Here is a 23,639-nt window from a genome sequence, read left to right as displayed (position 1 = left end):
CCTCCTTGCTGCTGCTTTTTACGGGTGCGATACGAGTGTCCGCCGTCGTCTTCGGCGTGAAGTCGGCGGCGGACCATACGAATCAGTGCGCGGCGAGCTGCCAGTCGTCGCCGATGCCGGTGGACACGTCCAGCGGCACGGACAGGTCGACGGCATGCTCCATCGCATCGGCGACGAGCGCGGTCACCTGTTCGGCCTCGCCGGGCGCGATTTCGACGACGAGTTCGTCGTGGATCTGCAGGATGATGCGGCTCTTCACGCCGGCGTCGCGCAACGCCTGATCGGCGCGGATCATCGCGATCTTCATGATGTCGGCGGCCGAGCCCTGGATCGGCGCGTTGAGCGCGGCGCGTTCGGCAGCCTCGCGCACGGTGCGGTTCGTGGACAGCAGCCCGGGGAAATACCGGCGCCGGCCGAACATCGTCTCCGTGTAGCCGTTCGAGCGCGCGTCGGCGACGAGCGACTCGAGATACTCGTGCACCTTGCCGAACGTGGCGAAGTATTTCTGCTTGAGTTCTTCGGCATGACCGGGCCGGATCTTGAGCTGCTGGGCGAGACCGTACGTGCTCAGGCCGTAGGCGAGGCCGTAGCTCATCGCCTTGACGTGGCTGCGCTGGTCGGAGGTGATTTGGTCGACCGGCACGCCGTAGACGAGCGACGCGACGTAGCGGTGGAAGTCGGCGCCGGAACGGAACGCCTCGATCAGCGCCTCGTCGCCGGAACGGTCGGCCATGATGCGCAGCTCGACCTGCGAATAGTCGCAGCTGAGCAGCGACACATAGCCGTCGCCGGGCACGAACGCGGAGCGGATCTCACGGCCGGCGTCGTTGCGGTTCGGAATGTTCTGCAGGTTTGGGTCGACCGAACTCAATCGTCCGGTCGCGGCCACGGTCTGTTCGAACGTGGTGTGGATGCGCCCGTCGTTCGGGTTCGTCGCGTCGATGAGCGTCTGCACGATCTGCTTGAGCTTGTTCGTCTCGCGGTGCCGCAGCAACGCGCCGAGGAAGCCGCTGGCACGTTCGTCGTCCACATATTTGACGTACAGGTCCTGCAATACGGACGCGCTGGTCGTGTACGTGCCGGATTTGGTGCGTTTGGTGCCTTTGAGTCCCATGTCCTCGAACAGCACCTTCTGCAGCTGCTTGGGGCTTTGCAGGTTCACGCGGCTGCCTGCGCAATCCCATGCGGTTTCCTGCGCCTGACGCGCGTCGGCGGCGAACTGGTCGCGCATGGTGACGAGCCGGTTCATGTCGACGCTCGCGCCGGCATCCTCCATGCCGTGCAGCACGCGCGACACCGGCAGTTCGATGGTCGTCAGCAGCTTGGACTGTTCGCGCTCGGCCAGCATGGGGGCCAGCGCGCCGGCGAGCGCCTGCACGATGGCGACGTGGGTGAGCGCTGATTGCGTCTGGTCGTCGGCTCCGGAGTCCGCCTCCTCGCCCAGATCAAGCAGCCCCTGTTCGGCCGGTGGCTGCTGTTCCTCGATGTGCAGGTCGAGGAAGTGCGCCGCGGCCTGTTCGAGCGTGTCCGCATGGAAGTCGGGGTGCACGAGATAGCCGGCGAGCTTCGTGTCGAATGCCGGCAACGGCAGATCGATGCCGGCCGAGCCGAGCAGGTGCAGATGCTCCTTGTACCCGTGGACGATCATCGTATCGTGATGGTCGGCGATCAGTCGGCGTAAGGCATCGGCGGTGGACCGGTCGAACGGCGCTGCCAGAACGGCTGCCTGATGGCCTGCGGCGATAACGACATGACCGAGCGAGGCGCTCCCGGGCTTGGAGTCTCCCTGCGCGAGCAGCGCCCATGACCCGCCGGCGTGGTGTAGGGAGGGCTGTGCGATGTCGGATTCGTGATCATGCGCCCACTGTTGCAGCATCGGCGCATCCGCGATGATGGTCGCTTCGGGCAATTGCAGCGAAGCCGGTTCTTCGGCCGGTGCATCACTGCCGTCCGTTGCAGCCGATGGCAGTGCGTGCCCGCTGAACGATTTGACCATGCGGCTGCGCGTGCGTACGCCGAATTCGAGATCCTTGAACAGATCGTCAAGCGCTTTGGCATTCACGTTGCCGAACGTGAGATCGTCGAGTCCCACGCCGAGGTCGAGGTCGCGCACAAGAGCGTTGACCTTGCGGTTGAGCCGCACCTGGTCGATGCTCTCGCGCAGGGCCTCGCCCTTCTTGCCCTTGATCTCGTCGGCGTGTTCGATGATGCCGTCGAGGCCGCCGTACTGGTTGATCCATTTGGCGGCGAACCCGTCTCCCACACCCGGCACGCCGGGGATGTTGTCGGCCGTCTCGCCGCGCAACGCCGCCAGATCGGGGTATTGGTCGGGACGCACATGGTATTTCTCCTCGACGGCCTCGGGGGTCATGTGCTTGAGATCCTTGAAATGATGGCCCGGATACAGTACGGTGATGCGGTCGCTGATGAGCTGGAAGGCGTCACGGTCTCCGGACAGCACCAGCGTATGATATCCCGCGTCGGCACCCATCGTGGCGAGCGTGCCGATCACGTCGTCGCCCTCATAGCCGGGCTTTTCGATGTAGGTGACGCCGAGTGCGGTGAGCATCTTCTGGATGAGCGGCAGCTGAGTGAGCAGTTCCTCAGGGGCGGCGTCGCGTGTGCCCTTGTATTGCGGGAGCATCTGGTTGCGGAACGTGCCGCCCTTGACGTCGAACGCGACGGCGAGATGATCGGGCTTCTCCGCGTCGAGGACTTGGGAGAGCATGGTCGCGAATCCCCACACGGCATTGGTGGCCTGACCGGCCTGTGTGCTGAAATTCTCGACGGGTAGAGCGAAAAACGCGCGGAACGCTAGCGAATGGCCGTCAACGACCAGCAGTGTTCCGCGCGTTTCGACAGAGGCTTGCGTCGCCTCAGTCATTGTTGCTTTCCGGCTTGGGATCGCCGTACTTGGCGATGATGGCCATGGCCAGACGCTTCTTTGGGATGCGCTGGTCCATCGACGTCTTCTGGATCCAGCGGAAGGCGCCCTGCTCGGAGAAGTCGGCCTTGTCCATGAGCAGACCCTTGGCGCGGTCGACGAGCTTGCGCTCCTCGAGCGTGTCCTCGGCCTTCTTGAGCTGGGCCTCCATCTTCTTGAGCTCTTCCTGGGCGCTCTTGAGCTTGTTCTCGCCGCGCTCGACGGTGTCGAGCAGGTCGTTGATCTCAGCGAAACGGCCCATCGCGACCTCGAGGGCCGGCAGCAGCTTGGACTCCTCATACGGCTTGGTCACATACGCCATGGCGCCGGCACCGGTGGCCTGACGGACCAGATCGGGCTGGGAGAATGCGGTGAGCATGACGACCGGGGCGATGTTCTCGTCGCAGATCACACCGGCGGCGGCGATGCCGTCCATGCGCGGCATCTTGACGTCCATGCACACGACGTCCGGACGGAACTTGCGGGTCAGTTCGACCGCTTCCTCGCCGTTGGCGGCCTCGCCGACGACTTTGTAGCCGTTGTCCTCGAGCATGGCGACCAGATCCATACGGTTGACGGATTCGTCTTCGGCGACGACGACCGTGCGCTGGCGGTTCTCGTCCGCCGTCTGCTCGGCGTCGTCCTGAGTCGTAGTGGTATCCTCAGCCTGCGCGGCCGCCTTCAGTTCGTCATCCGTCAACACCGCACCCAACGATTCCGGCGTTTCCGAGGTCTTGTTCCGTGCAACCATGCCAACCTCTTTCATCGAAGTGCCAGGCTACTCCTCATGAATCGACGCCCGGCCTTACAACAATTATCCTGCGTCTTTGCGATGCGGCCGACACTGTCTTCCGTTATCGCTCAAATCGCGTGCCCTCGGTGGGACTCGAACCCACACTGCGCAGATTTTGAGGCTGCTTCCTCTACCAATTGGGATACGAGGGCGTTATGCGCACCTACGGAAGAATAGCACAGGTTTACGACTGCGGCGAGTCGCAATGTGGTTCAGCGTGGCGCGAATCACATGCCGCGTGCGGCGATTCGTTGCCGGCGCAATCATGCAAACCGCGATTAATGCCATACAATATGCCTTAGAGGTAGTTCAAATGCCATACAAGGAGGTAGTCATGAACGATTCGCAGACCTATCGTCAGTTCGATCCGTGGCGCACGTCGCCGGTCAAGGAGGAGTCGCGCAAGCAGATCGTCGCCACGCATTACTTCAACGTCGATCAGGTGTCGCTGTCCACGCCGAAGGCCGGACAGTTCGACCGGTTCGTGCTGCAGGGCAACAACGGCGACGGCGTCGCGGTGCTGGCCATGACGGACGACGGCCGCATCCCGCTGGTCGAACAGTACCGCATCCCCACCCATCGCTGGACGCTGGAGCTTCCCGGCGGCCACGCCGCGGACCCGAAGGAGACCGCGCTCGACGTCGCCAAGCGAAAGCTGCACGAGGAGGCCGGTTACACGGCGACCAGCTATGTGCAGTTCTCGCGGTTCCTCAACATGGCGAGCTTCGCCACCTATCACACAGCGCTGTTCTTCGCCTCTCATCTGACGCCGGTCGACCGCTCCAGCTTCGGCCCGGAGACCCCTCGCCCCGACGTACGCCTGTACACGTTGGACGAGGCGTACCAGATGGTGGTGAACGGCACGATCGTGGACGCGAAGACGATCATCGCGATCCTGCGCCTGTACGCCGTGCCGGGCCATAACCTCGGCCAGTGACCCGAAGCGCGGTCGGCGGCCCGATACGTCGCGCGTAGGCGTTCCGCCGCCGACGAACATACAAAAGGAACCCCATCCGATTGGGATGGGGTTCCTTTTGTGCTCTATGCGAGAGTCGCTATCGCGATACCGTTACGCTCACTCGGCGTTGCCGACGGTGTGCACGTAGATGGTGTCGGTGGAGCCGGCGGCGTGCTCGCCCTGGGCGGAGCTCAGCACGACGATCTTGTCGCCGTCGGAAACCTTGCCGGCCTTCTTGAGGATGGAGTCGGTGTAGGCCATGAGGTCCTTGCGGGACTTGTCGTGGTAGTCCTCCGGGACGTAGAACGCCTCGGTGCCCCAGGACAGCGCGAGCCAGTGGTAGGTGTGCTCGTTGTTGGTGATGCCGTAGATCGGGGCGGCCGGACGCTCGCGGGAGACGCGGTGCACGGTGTTGCCGGTCTGGGTGTAGGCGACGATGGCCTTGGCGTTGAGCTTGTCGGCCAGGTCGACGGCGGCGGAGGAGACGGCGCCGGTGGAGGACATGTCGAGGTTCTTCAGCTCCGGGATGCGGTCGAAGCCGTGCTCGGTGGCGAAGCCGGAGATGCGGGACATGGTGGCGACGGTCTCGGTCGGGTACTCGCCGACGGCGGTCTCGTTGGAGGTCATGGTCGCGTCGGCGCCGTCGAGGACGGCGTTGGCGCAATCGGACGCCTCGGCGCGGGACGGCACCGGGGAGTGGACCATGGAGCCGAGGACCTCGGTGGCCACGATGACCGGCTTGGCGTACTGGCGGGCCAGCTCGATGATGCGCTTGGTGGCCAGCGGGACCTCTTCGAGCGGGCACTCGACGGCCATGTCGCCACGGGCGGCCATGACACCGTCGAAGGTCTTGACGATCTCCTCGAGGTTCTCGAGGGCCTGCGGCTTCTCGATCTTGGCGACGATCGGGATGCGACGGCCTTCCTCGTCCATGATCTCGTGGGCGCGATCGATATCGGTCGCGAAGCGCACGAAGGACATGGCGATGATGTCAGCGCCGGTGCGGATGGCCCAACGCAGATCGGCCTCGTCCTTCTCGGTCAGCGCCGGCAGGGAGACGGCGACGCCCGGCAGGTTGATGCCCTTGTGGGAGGACACCGGACCGGCCACGACGACCTTGGTGTACACGTTGTTGCCCTCGACCTTGGTGACCTCGAGACGGACCTTGCCGTCGTCGATCAGGATCGGGTCGCCCGGGTGGCAGTCGCCCGGCAGACCCTTGAAGGTGGTGGAGGTGATGTGCTCGTCGCCCTCGACGTCATCGGTGGTGATGATGAACTCCTGGCCAAGCTGGAGCTGGACCTTGTCCTCGCCCTCGGCGTTCTTCTTGAACCAACCGCAGCGGATCTTCGGACCCTGAAGGTCGACCAGCGCGGCAACGTTGCGACCAGTGGCCTTGGAAGCCTCGCGCACGTTGTTGTAGACGCGCAGGTGATCCTCCGGGGTGCCGTGGGAGCGGTTCAGACGAGCGACGTCCATACCCGCCTCGACGAGCTTGGTAATGCCCTCAAGGGATTCGGTCGCGGGACCGATGGTGTCAACGATCTTGGCTTTACGCATGAATGCCTGCCTATTCCTATCTTGTTTTGCCGGACCCGGGATGGCCCGACTGCCGAGGTTCAGTCTACTAGCACACGACGAACACGGCCACTGTTTTCCGCGGTGTGTTGTGAGCGCTCACATCATTGTAGCGCAAGGCTGCCCGATAATGCAAAACCCGTTGCATGACAACGGTTCATGCAACGGGTTTCGCACTGTTCAACGACGGTTCATCACGCGTTCTTGGCGTCCGCGGTTTCCAGCGACTTCATCTTGAGCACGCTGGCGAGCGCGGCGCCGCCGATCGCCAGGATGATGACCGCGAGCGACAGCCATGTGGGCACTTCGGGCACCCAGGCGATGGGCTGTCCTCCGTTGAGGAACGGCAACGAATTGCCGTGCAGCGCCTCCATGATGAGCTTGATGCCGATGAAGCCGAGCACGATGGACAGGCCGAGCGGCAGGTAGACGAGCTTGTCGAGCAGGGCGCCGAGCAGGAAGTAGAGCTGCTGCAGGCCGAGCAGGGCGAACACGTTGGACGTGAACACGATGAACGGGTCCTTGGTCAGGCCGAAGATCGCGGGGATCGAGTCGAACGCGAACATGACGTCGGTGGTGCCGATGGCGAGGAACACGACGAGCATCGGGGTGAAGTACTTGACGCCGTTCTTTTCGGTGCGCAGCTTTTCGCCGTCGTATTCGTCGGAGATCTTCATGACCTTGCGCAGGGCCTTGATGATGCCGTTCTCGTGGTATTCCTCGTCGTCGTCATTGCCGGTGACCAGCTTGAGCGCGGTGACGATGAGGAACGCGCCGAACAGGAAGAAAATCCAGGTGAACCGTTCGATCAGCGCGGCGCCGATGAGGATGAAGATGCCGCGCAGGATCAGCGCGACGGTGATGCCGACCGACAGCACGTACTTCTGCAGCACCTTCGGCACGGCGAAGTTCGACATGATGATGACGAACACGAACAGGTTGTCGATGCTCAGCGAATATTCGGTAAGCCAGCCGGAATAGAATTCGATGGCCGGTTTGGAGCCGGCTACGGCCCACATGATGCCGCCGAAGATCAGGGCGGCGACCACGAAGAACGCGATGTGCTGCAGGCACTCCTTGGTGGACGGCACGTGCGGTTTGCGTCCGATGACGAACAGATCCACGACGAAGAACGCCGCAAGCACCACGAACGTGGCGACCATAAACACTACAGGGGTTTCAGACATGACTCCCAGCATATGAACAGGCGCTGACGCTACTACTTACTTGCCTCGGTCATTCCACGTAATTCCTTTTTGAGATCGCGGATTTCGTCGCGTAGGCGGGCGGCAAGCTCGAACTGGAGCTGTTCGGCGGCGGTGTGCATCTGTTCGCTCAGCTGGCGGATCAGGTCGGCGAGGTCCTGCGCCGGCAGCCCGGCCTTGAGGATCTCCTCATGCCGCTTGTCGGCCTCGTCCTTGTCGAGCGTCGGCACGCCAAGATGCGTGTTGCCGGCCTTGCCGGCGTTGCGATATCCACCGGCCAGCAGGGTCTGGGTGTCGACGTCCTCCTTGGCGAGCATGTCGTTGACGTCGCTGATCTTCTTGATCAGCGGCTTCGGGTCGATGTGATGTTCCTTGTTGTACGCGATCTGCTTGGCGCGGCGGCGTTCGGTCTCGTCGATGGCCTTGTGCATCGCATCGGTCGTCTCGTCGGCGTACATGATGACCGTTCCGGACACGTTTCGCGCGGCGCGGCCGATCGTCTGGATGAGCGAACGGTACGAGCGCAGGAAGCCTTCCTTGTCGGCGTCGAGGATCGCGACCAGCGACACCTCCGGCAGATCAAGGCCCTCGCGCAGCAGGTTGATACCGACGATCACGTCGATCTTGCCTTCGCGCAGTTCGCGCAGCAGTTCGACGCGGCGCAGCGTGTCCACGTCGGAATGCAGGTATTCGACCTTGATGCCCCGTTCGAGCAGATAGTCGGTCAGATCCTCGGCCATCTTCTTGGTCAGGGTCGTCACGAGCGCGCGCTCGTTCTTGGCCACACGGTCCTTGATCTCGGCGAGCAGGTCGTCGATCTGCCCCTTGGTAGGTCGCACCTCGACCTTCGGGTCCAAAAGTCCCGTCGGTCGGATGATCTGTTCGACCACGCCATCGGAAAGCCCCAGCTCATAGTCGCCTGGCGTGGCGGACAGGTAGACGGTCTGGCCGACGCGTTCGAGAAACTCCGGCCATTTGAGCGGTCGGTTGTCCATCGCCGACGGCAGACGGAACCCGAAGTCCACGAGCGTGCGCTTGCGCGAGGCATCGCCCTCGTACATCGCGCCGATCTGCGGGACGGTCACATGCGATTCGTCGATGACGAGCAGGAAGTCGTCGGGGAAGAAGTCGAGCAGCGTGTGCGGCGGCGTGCCGGGCGCGCGGCCGTCGAAATGCCGCGAATAGTTCTCCACGCCAGAGCACACGCCCACCTGCGCAAGCATCTCGAGATCGTAGGTGGTGCGCATGGTGAGCCGCTGCGCCTCCAGCTCCTTGCCCTGTTTGCGCAATTGGGCGGTGCGCTCGTCCAGTTCCTGCTGGATGGTCTTGAGCGCGCGTTCCATGCGTTCCGGACCGGCCACGTAGTGCGAGGCCGGGAAGATGTGCACTTCGCTCTCATGGTCGATCACGTCGCCGGTCAGCGGATGCAGCGTGGAGATGCGGTCGATCTCGTCGCCGAAGAACTCGATGCGGATGGCCAGCTCCTCATAGACGGGGATGATCTCGACGGTGTCGCCGCGCACGCGGAACGTGCCGCGCGTGAACGCGATGTCGTTGCGCTTGTACTGCATGGCGACGAACTGGCGCAGCAGGTCGTCGCGGTTGATCTCCTGACCTTCCTTAAGGAACAACATGCGCCCGGCGTATTCCTCCGGCGTGCCGAGTCCGTAGATGCAGGACACGGTGGCGACGACCACGCAGTCGCGCCGGGTCAAGAGGTTCGCGGTGGCGGCGTGGCGCAGACGTTCCACGTCGTCGTTGATGTTCGAGTCCTTCTCGATGTAGGTGTCGGTCTGCGGGATATACGCTTCGGGCTGGTAGTAGTCGTAGTAGCTCACGAAGTAGCTCACCGCGTTGTCCGGCATAAGTTCGCGGAACTCGGCGCACAGCTGCGCGGCCAGCGTCTTGTTCGGTTCGATGATGAGCGTCGGCCGCTGCAACCGTTCGATCAGCCATGCGGTCGTCGCGGTCTTGCCGGTGCCGGTCGCACCCATGAGCACAACGTCGTTCTCGCCGTTCTCGATGCGCGTGGCCAGTTCCTCGATGGCCTGCGGCTGGTCTCCGGACGGCTTGTACGGCGACTTGACGACGAACGGCTTGTTCGATCGTTCGATGTTGAAGCCCATCACTGCTCCTTCCGGCTGTTCCAATCTGCATACAGCCTATCAACAACATCGAACATTTGTTCTATAGGTTGGGTCGAATCGACGACGATATCGGCGATCCCACGGCGTGTCGCCTCATCGCTCTGATGCCGGATGCGGCCTTCGGCCTGCTCGCGGCTCATGCCCCGCTCCCCCATCATGCGCGCGATGCGCACCTCGACCGGAGCCTCGACCGTCACGATATGGTCGAACCGGAACGGGATCGAATCGATCACCTCGGCCAGCAGCGGCACATCATGCACGACAACCAACGTCCCGTCGCCATTGCCATCGCCATGATTGAGCGTCACGATCGCGTCATGCTCCAATCTCGTCGCTTCGTCGTAGATCATCGGATGCTCGATCGCGTCCAAACGTTCCCGGGCACCGGCCGACGCGTTCACGCCGAACACATGCTCGGCCATCCACGCACGATTCAGTTCGCCGCCGGCAGTCAACGCGTCGGAACCGAATTCGTCGACGATCCTGCGCAGTCCCTCACCTCCGGGAGCCACGACCAGCCGAGCCAACGCGTCATAGTCGATCACCGCCGCGCCAAGCTCGCGCAACCGCCGCGCCACCGTGCTCTTGCCGGCAGCGATTCCGCCGGTCAGTCCGATCCTCACCATCACGTCTCACATGGTAACGCGGGACAAGCCGACACCGCAGCCGTGAACCATGGCTGCATACGCGAGAAGCCCGACCCCACACGGGGATCGGGCTTCCTCATTCAGACCGATGGATCAGTACTGAATCACTTCTTCTCGTTCAGGCGACGCTCACTTGCCGAGCAGCTGGTCGCGCAGGGCGGCGAGCTGATCGGAATCGGCGAGGGTACCGGTGGAGGTGGACTCGGAAGAGTAGTTGGAGGTCTCCTCGACCTTCTCCTCCTTCGGAGCCTGACCATCTTCGGCGGCCGAAGCGGCGGCGTTCTCCAGCTCCTTGGCGACGAACGCCTTGTGCTGCTCCCACAGGTCGTGGGCGGCCGCGTACTGGGCCTCCCACTCCTCGCGCTGCTTCTCGTAGCCGGCGATCCACTCGTTGGTGTTTGGGTCGAAGCCTTCCGGATACTTGTAGTTGCCTTCCTCGTCGTACTCGGCCGGCATGCCGTACAGCGCCGGATCGAAGTCCTCGGAGTTCGGGTCGACGGAGTCGTTGGCCTGCTTGAGGGACAGGGAGATGCGGCGACGATCGAGATCGACGTCGATCACCTTGACGAACACCTCTTCGCCCGGCTTGACGACGGTCTCCGGGTTCTCGACGTGACGGTTCGCGAGCTCGGAGATGTGCACCAGGCCCTCGATGCCGTCCTCGACGGAGATGAACACGCCGAACTGGACGATCTTGGTGACCTTGCCCTTGACGATCTGGCCGGGGACGTGGGTGCGAGCGAAGCGCTGCCACGGGTCCTCCTGGGTGGCCTTGAGCGACAGGGAGATGCGCTCGCGGTCCAGATCGACGTCGAGGACCTCGACGGTGACCTTGTCGCCGACCTTGACGACCTCGGACGGGTGGTCGATGTGCTTCCAGGACAGCTCGGAGACGTGGATCAGGCCGTCAACGCCACCGAGATCGACGAACGCGCCGAAGTTGACGATGGAGGAGACGACACCCTCACGGATCTGGCCCTTCTTGAGCTGCGAGAGGAAGGTCTCGCGCACTTCGGACTGGGTCTCCTCGAGGTACTGGCGACGGGACAGGACCACGTTGTTGCGGTTCTTGTCGAGCTCCAGGATCTTGGCCTTGATCTTCTGGCCGATGTACGGGGAGAGATCACGGACGCGGCGCATTTCGACCAGCGACGCCGGCAGGAAGCCGCGCAGGCCGATGTCCACGATGAGGCCGCCCTTGACGGCTTCGATGACGGTGCCCTCAACAACGCCGTCAGCTTCCTTGATCTTCTCGATGTCGCCCCAGGCGCGCTCGTACTGGGCACGCTTCTTGGACAGGATCAGACGGCCTTCCTTGTCTTCCTTGGTGACGACAAGAGCCTCGATCGGATCGCCGACCTCGACGACCTCGTCCGGATCGACATCCTTCTTGATGGAAAGTTCGCGGGAGGGGATCACACCCTCGGTCTTGTAGCCGATGTCGACCAGGACCTCGTCACGATCGACCTTGACGACGGTACCCTCGACCAGATCACCATCATCGAAGTTCTTGATGGTGGAATCGACTGCCTTGATGAAGTCCTCTTCGGTGCCGATGTCGTTGATGGCGACCTTGGCGACTTCGTTATTGTTCTCTGCCATTAATGTGGTTTCTTAATAACTAGTAGATGGATAATATCGTTCTTCAGTTATTTCGCGCATACTGGCGCACACGCAAGTCTCAACAATACCTGTAGCCCTGCCCATATATTTCGGGCGTGTCGCGCCCGCTTTCTCCGCATGCCCCTGGTCCCAACGTTGCCGCAGTTCCAGCGTTGCCGCCCCACGCTCTCTTGTACACAACCGTTACGTTTCGCGGAACTTACCTCGCGTTTGCGTTACGCAACATGCCCACGTTACCGAGCGCGGGACTGGGATGTTCTGTTCGCGACCGTCAGACTTGGGCGAGCGCCCCGGAGCGTGTCGAGAATAGAACATCCCAGTCCCGCGCGGCTACCGCTGGAACACAATTACTGCGGCAAAACTACAGCGAAAGCTGGCGTTCGGCCATTTCGACGACGTTGGCGAGGAGCATGGCGCGGGTCATGGGGCCGACGCCGCCCGGGTTCGGCGAGTAGGCGTACGCCTTGTCGTAGCAGGCCTTGTCCACGTCGCCCTTGACGCGCCAGCGTCCGGCCTCCTCGTCGAAGACGCGCGAGACTCCGACGTCGAGCAGGATCGCGCCGTCCTTGATCATGTCCGGCTTGACGAATCCGGCCGAGCCCATCGCGGCGACGATCACATCGGCGCGGCGCATGTGGTCGGCCACGTCGCGCGTGCCGGTGTGGCACAGCGTGACCGTCGCGTTGACGGCGCGGCGCGTGAGCATGAGGCCGATCGTGCGGCCGATGGTGATGCCGCGGCCGAGCACGCACACCTCCTTGCCGTTGAGGTCGATGTCGTAGGCGCCAAGCAGGTCGATCACGCCGCGCGGGGTGCACGGCAGCGGGGTCGTGATCTCGCCGCGCACGTGCAGCACGAGTTCGCCGAGGTTGTACGGGTGCATGCCGTCCGCGTCCTTGGCCGGGTCGATCAGATCGATGATCGCGTTCTCGTCGATGCCTTTGGGCAGCGGCAGCTGAACGATGTAGCCCGTGCACGTCGGATCGTCGTTCATCTCGCGCACGACCGCAGCGATGTCGTCGAAGCTCGCGTCAGCCGGCAGCTCGTGCTTGATGGAGCGCACGCCAATCTCGGCGCAGTCGGCGTGCTTGCCGGCGACATATTTGACCGAGCCGGCGTCCTGTCCGACCAGCAGCGTGCCGAGTCCGGGTTCGATGCCGCGTTCCTTCAGCCGCGACACACGCTCGGCCAGATTGTGCTTGATGTCCGCCGCCGTCTGCTTGCCGTCGAGTCTGATGGCCATGAGTCTGCCTCCTGTGTCGGGTTGCATTGCCTTAGCGTTAGGCTATCGTGGATTGAAGTCATCGACGGCGTTCGCTGCGGTATTCGGACAACTTGACGGAGAGGCTGATCAATATGGACATTCGTGGATCCCGTGTAGTGAAGGCGGTCGCGGGGCTGCTCGCCGTCGCGCTGATGTCCGTGACCGGCGGCTGCGGCACGACGTCCGATCCGCAAGCCGAACCGCAGACGCCTGCTCAGGAGGAGCCCAGCGGCCCGATCGAGGTGATCTCGTCGATCAACCAGTGGGGTTCGCTCGCCAAGCAGATCGGCGGCGACGACGTGAACGTCACGTCGATCCTGAGTTCCACGAGCGTCGACGCGCATGATTTCGAGCCGAAGACCGCCGACGTGGCCAAGATCTCGAAGGCGCAGATCGTGGTGGTCAACGGCGCCGGCTACGACTCGTGGGCGTCGAAGAGCGTCGGACGGAAGACGGTGACCGTGTCGGCCGCGCAGATCGTGGGCGCGATGGAGGGCGACAACCCGCATCTGTGGTTCTCGAAGGACGCCCGCAGCGGCATGGCCAAGGAGCTGGTGAACGCGTTCTCGAAGGCGCTGCCGAGCAAGAAGGCCGATTTTACTAAGCGGTACAAGGCATGGCAGGAGGAGGAGCAGTCCGTCGAACAGAAGATGGACGAGTTCGCCGCCGCCCATAAGGACGCCACGTATGCGGCGACCGAATCCGTGGCCTACTATCTGATGAGCGACATGGGCTTCACCGACAAGACGCCGCAGGGCTACGCCGCATCGGCCGCCGCGGAGGGCGAGGCCGCTCCGGCCGACCTGCAGGAGTTCCAGAAGCTGCTTGAGGACAAGGACGTCGATCTGCTGGTCAACAACACGCAGGAGGCATCCGACGCGACCAACATGATCACCGGCACCGCCGGCCGCTCCGATATCCCGGTCTTCGACGTCAGCGAACAGATGCCCGAAGACAAGAAGGACCTGACCGATTGGATCGACTCGCTGGTCGACGGCATCACCGGTCTGCTGACGGTCTGCACGACGGATGACGGCACCGGCGATGCGGATACGGACGGCACCGGCGATGCCGACAAGAACAAGGACGAATCGTCCGACGGCAAGAGCGATGCAAGCGATCAGACGGACGATGATTCGTCGTCCACATCCGGCACGGCATCCTGCAAGGCTCCGTCATCATCGTCGTCCGATTCGTCCGACGATGCCAAGTCCGATTCCGGCAACGCCGACACGTCATCGGACGACACCCAGCCTGACCCGGGCAAGTAAATCACGGTTCCGACGACACGGTTTTCGCAACATCATCGCGGTCACGCCGCCGCATTCGTTGTTATTGAGAATGATTGTCAACGTCATTTGTCATAATCCGTTCCGGTAAGCCGCATACGGCAAGACATACGGAAACGACGGAATCATGACGAACGACATCATCAACGGACACGATGCGCACGGGGACGCCATCGTGTTCCAGGACGCGGCGGTCGTGCGCGGAGGACGCACGATCTGGCAGCACGGCACCTTCTCCATCCCCACCGGATCGGTCACCGCGATCGTCGGCACGAACGGCACCGGCAAAACCACGATGATGAAGGCCGAGCTGGGACTGCTGCCGCTGGCCGCCGGCTCGATCGAGATTCTCGGACGTCCGGCCGGATCGGCGAACAGGCAGATCGGCTATGTGCCGCAAAGCTACACGTCCGACATCGACTCGAATCTGACCGCCGAACAGTCGGTGCTGCTGGGACTGACCGGCACACGATTCGGCATCCATTTCGTCACCAAGGCGCAGAAGGCCAAGGTGCGCGAGGCCATGACGTTCACCGGTATCGCCGACAAGGCACATCTGCGGCTGTCCGAACTGTCCGGCGGCCTGCGCCAGCGCGTCGCCATCGCGCAGGCGCTCGTCTCCGATCCGAAGCTGCTCATGCTCGACGAACCGCTCGCCAACCTCGATCTGGCCAGCCAGCGCTCCGTCGTGCACGTGCTCGCCCGGCTCAATCAGGAACTCGGCATGACGATCCAGGTCGTCGCGCACGACCTCAACATGCTGCTGCCGATCCTCACCGGAGCGATCTACCTGCTCGACGGCCACCCGCATTACGCCGCGATGAACCAGGTGCTCGATTCGTCGCTGCTCACGCACCTGTACGGCACGCAGGTGCAGGTCATCACCACGCCGCAGGGCGACATGTTCGTTACGCCCAGCGCCGACGAGAGGCCCGACACGGTTCCGGACACGCATAACCCGGCCGAGGTGGCCGAATTCCATCATCATGCGCATCCCGGTTCTGCGGCGTGCACAACCGATTCGCCGACTGCAGCAAAGACGAAAAGAGGCTAGGTACGATGATCGATTTCTCATTCGACCCGGATTGGATGTATACGCTCACCGCGCCGTTCATGACGAACGCGTTCCTCGCCGGACTGTGCATCGCGGTCGCGGCCGGCGTGATGGGCTACTTCACGATCGCGCGACAGTCCACGTTCGCCGCGCACGCGCTCGCCCACATCGGCCTGCCGGGCGCGACCGGCGCGGTGTTGCTGGGACTTCCCGTCTCGCTCGGCCTCGGCGTCTTCGCGCTCGGCGGCGCGCTGGTGATCGGCGCGCTCGGCAAACGCGCCTCGCAGCGTGAGATCGCGACCGGTACGGTGCTCGCGTTCGCCACCGGCCTGGGCCTGTTTTTCGCGCGTCTGTCCAGTTCGGCGTCCCAGCAGATGCAGTCCATTCTGTTCGGCTCGATCCTGACGATCACCGACGGTCAAATCGTCGGCTTCGCGATCTTCGACGTACTGCTGCTGGCGGTATTGGCCGTGATCTATCGGCCGCTGCTGTTCAGCTCGGTGGATGAGCAGGTCGCCCAGGCCAAGGGCGTGCCGATCGGCGCGATGAACGTCGCGTTCATGGCGATCATGGCCGGAGTGATCACGATAGCCGTGCCGGCCGTGGGCACGCTGCTGATCTTCGCGCTGGTGATCACGCCGGCTGCGACCGCGAACATCCTCGCCGGCTCCCCGCTGCGCGCGATGGTGCTGGCGAGCGCGCTGTGCCTCGTGTCGATCTGGGGAGGTCTGGTGTTGGCCGCGATGTTCCCCGCTCCCCCGAGCTTCATCATCGTGACCCTGTCCACCCTCTTCTGGGCGCTCGCCAAACTGGTCAGCGCTCGCCGCAGGCACTGACCAGCGCCACGGCGATGGCGGCGACGCCTTCGCCGTGGCCGGTGAAGCCCATGCCGTCGGTGGTGGTGGCGGTCAGGGAGACCTGACAGCCGACCGCTGCGGACAGCGCCTGTTCGGCTTCGGCTCGGCGCGGGCCGATTTTCGGACGGTTGCCGACCAATGCGACGCTGGCGCTGTCGGGTTGGAATCCGTGCGAGCGCAGATAGGCGACGGTTTCGCGCAGCATGTCGGCGCCGTGCCGTCCGGCCCCGGAGGATTGCGCGCCGACGCCGAACAGCGTGCCGATATCGCCCAGATGGGCCGCGGACAGCAGCGCATCGATCAGGGCGTGCGCGGCCACGTCGCCGTCCGAATCGCCTTCGATGCCGACGCCGTCCCACAGCAGACCGGCAAGCCACAACGGCCGGTCGGAGCCGGGGGCGGTGAATCGGTGCGCGTCGAATCCCTGTCCTATCAGCATGGTCGGGTCCTTTCACCTCATCCAACGGTCCGATCGCACCCCGCCCGGCGACCGGTGAATATCCGGTCGTCAGAAAACAAGAAGGGCGGTTCGGATACCAATCACATGATATCCGAACCGCCCTGCATCCATTTACGTAAAACGAAGCGTCACACGACCTCGTTTACTTGCGCTTGGACTTCTTGCCTTCGGCCTCGATGCGGGCCAGCGTCTGAGACGCCGGCTCCTCGGGCGCGACCGTATGGTGCTTCTCGTCGCCGGGCTGCGGCTCGGCATAGCCCAGATTGACGTCGAGCAAACGCTGCGCGTCCTCGTCGTCCAGGTTCTCGCTCAGCGCGATCTCGGACGTCAGAATGCTGCGGGCCTTGGTGAGCATGCGCTTCTCGCCGGCGGACAGGCCGTGATCGTCCACGTCGCGCTGGGCGAGGTCGCGCACGACCTCGGCGATCTTGTTGACGTCGCCGGTCGCGATCTTCTCCACGTTCAGCTTGTAGCGACGCGACCAGTTCATTTCCTTCTCGACGATCGGGGTGCGCAGGATCTCGAACACCTTCGCCACCTCGTTGGCATCGACGATGTCGCGCACGCCGACCTTCTTGGCGTTGTCCACCGGCACGTTGATGACCAGACCATCGGAAGACAGCACGGACAGCTGAAGATATTCCCTCGTCACACCCTTCACTGTCCGCTCGGTAATGGCCTCCACCTTCGCCGCGCCGTGCCGCGGATAGACAACCATATCGCCGACCTTGTAAGCCATGAATCCTCCGTGAAAGCCTATAACAAACCCGAATAAGTATGTCATATGCCGTGGACCGCGCCGCAAACGGCAACACGACTCGCCGTCGAACCGGTACGACACACCACAATGCCCACTTTTCGGCGGTGTCGTCTTACACTTCTGAAGTATGGCTACACACACGAACATCAACGACGATATCGTTGCTGTGCCCGTGAGCCAGGGAGACCTGGACGCGGTCAGCAACGCCACCTTCTACAACCCCCACCAGGTGCTCGGCGGGCATCCGGGCAAGGGCGACCATGCGGACACGGTGACCGTGCGCGTACTGCGACCGCTCGCCAAGGCCGTGACCATCCTCACCGAACACGGCTCCTATGAGGCCCTGCACGAGCACAACGGCGTGTTCGTCGCGATCGTCCCCGCCGAGAAGACGGATGACGGCTACGCGGTGCCGGACTACCGCGTGCGCACCGTGTACGGCTTGGGCGAAAGCGTCGTGGAGGACGATCCGTACCGTTACCTGCCGACCGTCGGCGACATGGACACGTATCTGTTCGGCGAGGGCCGCCACGAGCGTCTGTGGGAGGCGCTGGGCGCGCATGTGCGCCGCTTCGACGATCCGATGGGCGCCTCGGACGGCAAGCCGGGCCAGCTGGTCGGCACCGCGTTCGCCGTGTGGGCACCGAACGCCCACGCCGTGCGCGTCGTCGGCAACTTCAACGGCTGGGACGGCCGCCGCCACGCGATGCGCGAGCTTGGCTCCTCGGGCGTGTGGGAGCTGTTCATCCCGGGCGTCGAGGCCGGAGAGGTCTACAAGTACGAGATCCTCAACGCCAACTACGACTGGGTCATGAAGGCCGACCCGATGGAGCGTTCCCACGAGATCCCGCCGGCGACCGGTTCGATCGTCGTAGATTCGGACCACGAGTGGGACGACAAGGCGTGGATGGACAAGCGCCGCAAGACGAACCCGCACGACGGCCCGGTCAGCATCTACGAGGTGCACGCCGGCAGCTGGCGCAAGGACGTCGCCAACTACCGCGAGCTGGCCGACAAGCTGGTGCCGTACGTCGAGCAGGAGGGCTTCACTCACGTGGAGTTCATGCCGCTGGCCGAGCACCCGTTCTCCGGCTCGTGGGGCTATCAGGTCACCGGCTACTATGCGGTCGACTCCCGTCTCGGCGGCCCCGACGACTTCAAGTACCTGGTCGACAAGCTGCATCAGGCCGGCATCGGCGTGATCATGGACTGGGTTCCGGCCCACTTCCCGAAGGACGCGTTCGCGCTCGGCCGCTTCGACGGCACGCCGCTGTACGAGGACCCGGACCCGCTGCGCGGCGAGCACCCGGACTGGGGCACCTACGTGTTCAACTTCGGCCGCCGCGAGGTGCGCAACTTCCTCGTGGCCAACGCGAGCTTCTGGCTTGACGAGTACCACATCGACGCGCTGCGCGTGGACGCCGTCTCCTCGATGCTCTACCTCGACTACAGCCGCCAGCCCGGCCAGTGGCGCCCGAACATCTACGGCGGCCGCGAGAACCTCGAGGCGATCGACTTCCTCAAGGAGGCCAACGCCACCGCGTACAAGAACAACCCCGGCGTGATGATGATCGCCGAGGAGTCCACCGCATACCCGGGCATCACCGCCCCGACCGACGAAGGCGGCCTCGGCTTCGGCCTCAAGTGGAACATGGGCTGGATGCACGACACGCTCCAGTACCTGCACGAGACGCCGATCAACCGCAAGTGGCACCACGGCGAGATCACGTTCTCGATGGTCTACGCGTACTCCGAGCACTACGTGCTGCCGATCAGCCACGACGAGGTCGTGTACGGCAAGGGATCGCTGTACGGCAAGATGCCGGGCGACGACTGGCAGAAGTACGCCGGCGTGCGTTCGCTCTTCGCGTACCAGTGGGCGCATCCGGGCAAGAACCTCACGTTCATGGGCAACGAGATCGCGCAGTGGGGCGAGTGGGACCACGACAGCTCCGTCGACTGGGCGGCGCTCGACTGGGCCGACCACCGCGGCGTGCAGAAGCTCGTGGCCGATCTCAACAAGCTGTACAAGGCGTCCCCAGCCCTGTGGAGCCAGGACTTCGACCCGGCCGGCTTCCAGTGGCTCACCAGCGACGACGCCGACCACAACACGCTGAGCTTCGTGCGCATCGGCAAGAACGGCGAGCAGATGGTCGTGGTCGTCAACTTCTCCGGCGAGGCGTGGGAGAACTATCAGGTCGCGCTGCCGCAGGGCGGCAAGTGGCGTGAGGTGCTCACCACCGACGACGCCAAGTACGGCGGCTCCGACATCCATAACGGCACGTTCGAGGCCGAGCCCGAGGAGTACCACTCCCGCGATTGGTCGGCCCGACTCACGATTCCGGCGTTGGGAGCGGTATTCTTGGAACCGACAGACTGAAAGGCGGTTCCCCATGCTCAATACCCCGACACGGACCACGATGCCGCGCACGGTGCTGGTGGTCGAGGATGAACCCACCCTCGCCACCGCCGTCGCGCAACGGATCACGGCTGAAGGATGGACTGCTCGGGTGGCCTCGGACGGCGCGAGCGCCGTTCAGGCCGCCAAGCAGCTCAAGCCCGATCTGGTCATCATGGACATCATGTTGCCGGTGATGGACGGCTTGGAGGCCACCAAACGCATCGTGGCCGACCGACCGGTTCCCGTGCTGATCCTGACCGCCCGCGACGACGAAAGCGACAAGGTCATCGGATTGGGCGCCGGAGCGGACGACTACATGACCAAGCCGTTCTCCATGCGCGAGCTCATCGCCCGATGCAAGGCGCTGCTGCGCCGCGTGGAGCGTGCGAAGGTCATCGCCAAGAACTCCGAGAACGAGAAGATCCTCGATTTCGGGTCCTTGGTGATCGATCCGGCGCAGCGCATCGTGACGATGAACGGCGAGCAGGTGCATCTGACCCCCACCGAGTTCGACCTGCTGGCCACGCTCGCCCGCAAGCCGCGCTCGGTGCTCACCCGCGAGAAGCTCCTCGAGGAGGTGTGGGATTGGGTCGACGCGTCCGGCACCCGTACCGTCGACTCGCACGTCAAGGCGCTGCGCCACAAGCTCGGTTCGGAGACGATCCGCACCGTGCACGGCGTGGGCTACGCGTTCGAGCCGCCGACCGAGTGACATCGTAGGAGCATCGATTGGTACATCAGCGTATCAGGAAGCGGCCTTCGGGAACGGCATCGTCCCCGAAGGCCGCTTTGGCCATGCCCGGCAAGCCAAAGTCCGCTCCAACGCGTCTCGACGGCGCCGGCGGCAAGGCCGGTCTTCCCAAATCCCATGCGCGGGGCAGCATCGTGCGCCCGATCGGCATGTTGTCCTCGCTGAAGGTGGAGCTAAGCGTCATCATCACCAGCGCCACGGCGATCGCGTTCGGCATGTCGTGGCTGTTGCTCAAATTCGGATGGAACGGCTGGATCGCCATGCCGCTGACCTTGGTCGTGGCGCTGGGCATCACCTACTTCTTTTCGCGCGGCCTGATCGCCCCGCTACGGCAGATGCGCGACGCCGCGAACGCGATGGCCGAAGGCGACTACACGGTGCGCGTGCATCTGGCCACCGACAGCAGCGACGAGATCGGCCGTCTGGCTCGCGCATTCAACGAAATGGCTGAAGAGCTGCAGCACGCCGACCAGATGCGCCTCGACATGATCGCCAACGTCAGTCACGAACTGCGCACGCCGGTCTCGGCGTTGCAGGCGATGGTCGAGAACATGGCGGACGGCGTGACCGAACCGTCTCCGGCCAATCTGGAAAGCATCCTCAACCAGACGCACCGTCTGAGCGATCTCATCGCGTTCCTGCTCGACCTGTCACGCATGGAGGCGGGCGCGGCGAGCCTGAACATCGACGAGTTCAACCTGCACGATTTCCTTGACGAGACGATCGAGCCGCTGGAGATCGCCGACGCCGGCCACGCGCACGACATCGTGATGAACGTGGATGATCACGTGTACATGGAAGGCGATCAGGACCGTCTGCGCCAGCTGTTCACGAACATCATCGCCAATGCGCTCAAGCACTCCCCCGACGGCACGACGGTGCTGGTCGAAGCGCATGAGGACGCCGACCACGACATGATCGTGACTAACGTGGTCAATTTCGGTTCGCAGATCCCGCCCGCGGAACGCGCGGACATCTTCCGCAGGTTCGTCAAGGGCAAGCCGGGGCCGGGCACGGAGTCCGGCGGCACCGGACTGGGACTGTCGATCGCCCGATGGGCCGCGCAGCTGCACGGCGGCACGGTCCGCGTGGTGGATGACGAACGCGGAGTCGATTTCGAGGTCCGTCTGCCGAAGCATCATCTTTCGACATCGGGATCATCAGGAACAGCGGGGACCGCCAAGAAGGCGTAACCGCTCACTTATCCACCGATGCCAGCGCGACCACGGTGTCCACCCTCGCACCGGCATCGGTCAGTGCCAGCACGCATTGGCGCATCGTGGCGCCGGTCGTCATGATGTCGTCCACGATGACGACCCGTCTGCCACGGCACCGCGGAATATCCGACACCACGATGTTGCCGGATATTCTGGCGCTGCGCTGCGCGGCATTGGCCGCTTCCACGGATTTCGACGATACGCGTGCGGTACGCAGCACAGGCATCACCGATGCGGCGAATTCCCGTCGTGCCAGCACGCGTGCCGTGCGCACGGCCAGATCGCGCATATGCCATCGTCCGCGACGGATCATCGACGATCGCGACGACGGAGCCGGCACCAGCGTCACCGGCTCGCCCGCGCTCACTGCACCGATGCGCACCAGCAGATCGGCCAATGCGACGGCGAACGCTTCGTCACATTCCGCGTCACCGTGGTCCTTCCATGACAGAATCGCATGCCGGACCACGCCACGGTACCGGGCGCAGGCGTATCCCCTCCCATCAGCCGTTCCCGGTACCGAACGTCGCACCGTCTGCGAGAACAACGTACGGCAGGACGGGCACAGCACCTCGTCGGGAGCGTCGCATCCTGCGCAGCCGCGTGGCAGGATCAGAAGCATCAGCTCCCGCATCGCAGCCAATATCGCCCGCACGCCCGTCATACCAGTACCCGCATCATGCCGTTCCGTCACCCGCCAGTCTGTTACGGCAGCAACGGCAGCAGCCGGTCCAGCAATCGCAGCGTATCCGCCGGATTGGCGACGCTGATGGCATACGCGCCCGCCTGCGCCGCGGGATAGTCGTTGCCGCCCTCGCTCATGCGGTCCCCGACGAACGCGATGCGGCCCACATCCACGCCGATCATCCGGGCCAGCTCATGCACCGCGAATGACTTGTCCATGCCGGGCAGCGATACGTCGATGCTCGTGTAGCCGCCGGAACGCACCTTGAGATGCGGCAGGTCGGCGGCGACCGCCGCGACCAGACGGCGTTTCTTGCCCTCGTCGGGGTCCCATGCCTGTTTGGCTGATTCGGGTGCCTCCTGGCCGAGCGCGGAGAAGGTGATCTGGCTGCCGCGGTTCTCGATGCGTTCGCCCCAGACCTGCGATTCCCACAGTCCCAGTTCACGCGAGCGGCGTTCCAGCGACTCCTGGGCGGCACGCAGATCGACGTCGCTCAGATCATGCGTGTACACGCACTCCCACGATCCGTCGATTCCCACGCTGCAATCGCCGTCCTTCCACCGGTAGCAGCGTGACCCGCCGGTCGGCATCAGATACAGCCGGGAACGGTCGGCATCCGGCCGCAGCACGTCGAGAATCTGGCTGACGACCAGTTCGTAGCGGCCGCCGGTGATGACCGCGACCGTGATGCGCTCGGTGAGCGCGGAGAACCGGTCCGCCATATCGGGGATCATCGGCTGCTTCGACGAGGCGAGCGTATTGTCAAGATCGAAGGCGATCGCCTGCATGTCGCCGGCCAGTTCGCCGTAATCAACGTCGTTCCACGCATGTACGACCGCCATGACCATCCGCCTTTCCCGTTGACGAAACCCGTTGACAGTATCCTAACGCACGGCTTCCCGCCGAACGCAATGCCGACGTGCCTCACGTTTTTTGAGCGCGTAGGGTGTGGTGGTGCCTCATCGGGAATGAGCGCGAACGGTATCGGTCCTGTTTGGCTTGTCTTATGGAAGACAGGATCAGCATG

General features: G+C 63.8%; 19 protein-coding genes and 1 tRNA gene. 7 read left to right on the top strand and 13 right to left on the bottom strand.

Annotation, left to right across the window (positions count from 1 at the left end; translation table 11 throughout):
- Positions 1-82: 82 nt before the first annotated feature.
- The 3 genes from polA to AC1A0G_RS09945 form a co-directional block, all read right to left on the bottom strand.
- Complete coding sequence (gene polA, locus AC1A0G_RS09955) at positions 83-2,884, bottom strand: DNA polymerase I (RefSeq protein ID WP_476529382.1); 2,802 nt, start codon at positions 2,882-2,884, stop codon at positions 83-85.
- Entirely contained in the window at positions 2,877-3,674 is a 798-nt protein-coding gene (locus tag AC1A0G_RS09950; RefSeq protein ID WP_214373357.1) for an ANTAR domain-containing response regulator, read from the bottom strand. Before AC1A0G_RS09950 ends, polA begins: the two co-directional genes overlap by 8 nt.
- A gap of 120 nt (positions 3,675-3,794) precedes the next feature.
- Positions 3,795-3,868 (bottom strand) — tRNA-Leu (locus AC1A0G_RS09945).
- 182 nt (positions 3,869-4,050) lie between these two features.
- Here AC1A0G_RS09945 and AC1A0G_RS09940 point away from each other — a divergent pair.
- Positions 4,051-4,653 (top strand): NUDIX domain-containing protein, encoded by a 603-nt coding sequence (locus AC1A0G_RS09940; RefSeq protein WP_476529380.1) that lies wholly within the window; start codon positions 4,051-4,053, stop codon positions 4,651-4,653.
- 138 nt (positions 4,654-4,791) lie between these two features.
- On the opposite strand, the gene pyk is transcribed toward AC1A0G_RS09940, so the two are convergent.
- The 6 genes from pyk to AC1A0G_RS09910 all read right to left on the bottom strand — a co-directional run bounded on the left by pyk (position 4,792) and on the right by AC1A0G_RS09910 (position 13,117).
- Complete coding sequence (gene pyk / locus AC1A0G_RS09935; RefSeq protein WP_476529378.1) at positions 4,792-6,234, bottom strand: pyruvate kinase; 1,443 nt, start codon at positions 6,232-6,234, stop codon at positions 4,792-4,794.
- A 212-nt stretch (positions 6,235-6,446) separates the two neighbouring features.
- Positions 6,447-7,439: a TerC family protein gene (locus tag AC1A0G_RS09930; protein WP_476529377.1), complete on the bottom strand. Its 993-nt coding sequence runs from the start codon at positions 7,437-7,439 to the stop codon at positions 6,447-6,449.
- 32 nt (positions 7,440-7,471) lie between these two features.
- A complete protein-coding gene (gene uvrB / locus AC1A0G_RS09925) occupies positions 7,472-9,583 on the bottom strand; it encodes an excinuclease ABC subunit UvrB (RefSeq protein WP_476529376.1) in 2,112 nt (703 codons plus the stop codon).
- Positions 9,583-10,230: a dephospho-CoA kinase gene (coaE, locus tag AC1A0G_RS09920; protein ID WP_476529374.1), complete on the bottom strand. Its 648-nt coding sequence runs from the start codon at positions 10,228-10,230 to the stop codon at positions 9,583-9,585. Before coaE ends, uvrB begins: the two co-directional genes overlap by 1 nt.
- Before the next feature lie 150 nt (positions 10,231-10,380).
- The gene (gene rpsA, locus AC1A0G_RS09915; RefSeq protein ID WP_152358590.1) at positions 10,381-11,853 is read right to left on the bottom strand and encodes a 30S ribosomal protein S1; all 1,473 of its coding nucleotides are present in this window, start codon (positions 11,851-11,853) and stop codon (positions 10,381-10,383) included.
- A 382-nt stretch (positions 11,854-12,235) separates the two neighbouring features.
- On the bottom strand, positions 12,236-13,117 hold the full coding sequence (locus AC1A0G_RS09910; protein ID WP_476529373.1) for a bifunctional methylenetetrahydrofolate dehydrogenase/methenyltetrahydrofolate cyclohydrolase: 882 nt from the start codon (positions 13,115-13,117) through the stop codon (positions 12,236-12,238).
- Positions 13,118-13,230: 113 nt separating this feature from the next.
- On the opposite strand from AC1A0G_RS09910, the gene AC1A0G_RS09905 reads away from it, so the two are divergent.
- The 3 genes from AC1A0G_RS09905 (at position 13,231) to AC1A0G_RS09895 (ending at position 16,317) form a co-directional block, all read left to right on the top strand.
- Positions 13,231-14,409, top strand: coding sequence for a metal ABC transporter solute-binding protein, Zn/Mn family (locus AC1A0G_RS09905; protein ID WP_476529371.1), 1,179 nt, complete (start codon positions 13,231-13,233; stop codon positions 14,407-14,409).
- A 145-nt stretch (positions 14,410-14,554) separates the two neighbouring features.
- The gene (locus AC1A0G_RS09900) at positions 14,555-15,481 is read left to right on the top strand and encodes an ABC transporter ATP-binding protein (protein WP_476529369.1); all 927 of its coding nucleotides are present in this window, start codon (positions 14,555-14,557) and stop codon (positions 15,479-15,481) included.
- 5 nt (positions 15,482-15,486) lie between these two features.
- On the top strand, positions 15,487-16,317 hold the full coding sequence (locus tag AC1A0G_RS09895) for a metal ABC transporter permease (RefSeq protein WP_476529367.1): 831 nt from the start codon (positions 15,487-15,489) through the stop codon (positions 16,315-16,317).
- Here AC1A0G_RS09895 and ispF read toward each other — a convergent pair.
- Complete coding sequence (gene ispF, locus AC1A0G_RS09890) at positions 16,295-16,777, bottom strand: 2-C-methyl-D-erythritol 2,4-cyclodiphosphate synthase (protein WP_476529365.1); 483 nt, start codon at positions 16,775-16,777, stop codon at positions 16,295-16,297. The two genes, AC1A0G_RS09895 and ispF, sit on opposite strands and share 23 nt — an antisense overlap.
- Positions 16,778-16,940: 163 nt before the next feature.
- Positions 16,941-17,537 carry a CarD family transcriptional regulator gene (locus AC1A0G_RS09885; RefSeq protein WP_476529363.1) on the bottom strand — a complete coding sequence of 199 codons (597 nt, stop codon included), beginning with the start codon at positions 17,535-17,537 and terminating at the stop codon, positions 16,941-16,943.
- Between the two features lie 148 nt (positions 17,538-17,685).
- Between AC1A0G_RS09885 and glgB the strand changes: the two genes are divergently transcribed.
- From glgB to AC1A0G_RS09870, 3 genes are all read left to right on the top strand, one after another.
- Positions 17,686-19,938, top strand: a complete 2,253-nt coding sequence (gene glgB / locus AC1A0G_RS09880) for a 1,4-alpha-glucan branching protein GlgB (protein WP_476529361.1) — start codon at positions 17,686-17,688, stop codon at positions 19,936-19,938.
- 13 nt (positions 19,939-19,951) lie between these two features.
- Complete coding sequence (locus AC1A0G_RS09875) at positions 19,952-20,671, top strand: response regulator transcription factor (protein WP_476529359.1); 720 nt, start codon at positions 19,952-19,954, stop codon at positions 20,669-20,671.
- Positions 20,672-20,859: 188 nt separating this feature from the next.
- On the top strand, positions 20,860-21,903 hold the full coding sequence (locus AC1A0G_RS09870) for a sensor histidine kinase (protein ID WP_476529431.1): 1,044 nt from the start codon (positions 20,860-20,862) through the stop codon (positions 21,901-21,903).
- A 4-nt stretch (positions 21,904-21,907) separates the two neighbouring features.
- Here AC1A0G_RS09870 and AC1A0G_RS09865 read toward each other — a convergent pair whose 3' ends face one another.
- Together AC1A0G_RS09865 and AC1A0G_RS09860 are read right to left on the bottom strand one after the other, a co-directional pair.
- On the bottom strand, positions 21,908-22,591 hold the full coding sequence (locus tag AC1A0G_RS09865) for a ComF family protein (protein WP_476529357.1): 684 nt from the start codon (positions 22,589-22,591) through the stop codon (positions 21,908-21,910).
- A gap of 41 nt (positions 22,592-22,632) precedes the next feature.
- Entirely contained in the window at positions 22,633-23,460 is an 828-nt protein-coding gene (locus AC1A0G_RS09860) for an HAD family hydrolase (RefSeq protein ID WP_476529355.1), read from the bottom strand.
- Positions 23,461-23,639: the final 179 nt, after the last annotated feature.

The sequence above is a fragment of the Bifidobacterium sp. LH_230 genome (assembly GCF_056357555.1).
Note: the sequence above shows the minus strand (reverse complement) of the source record. Positions and strands in the feature narration are given on the sequence as shown.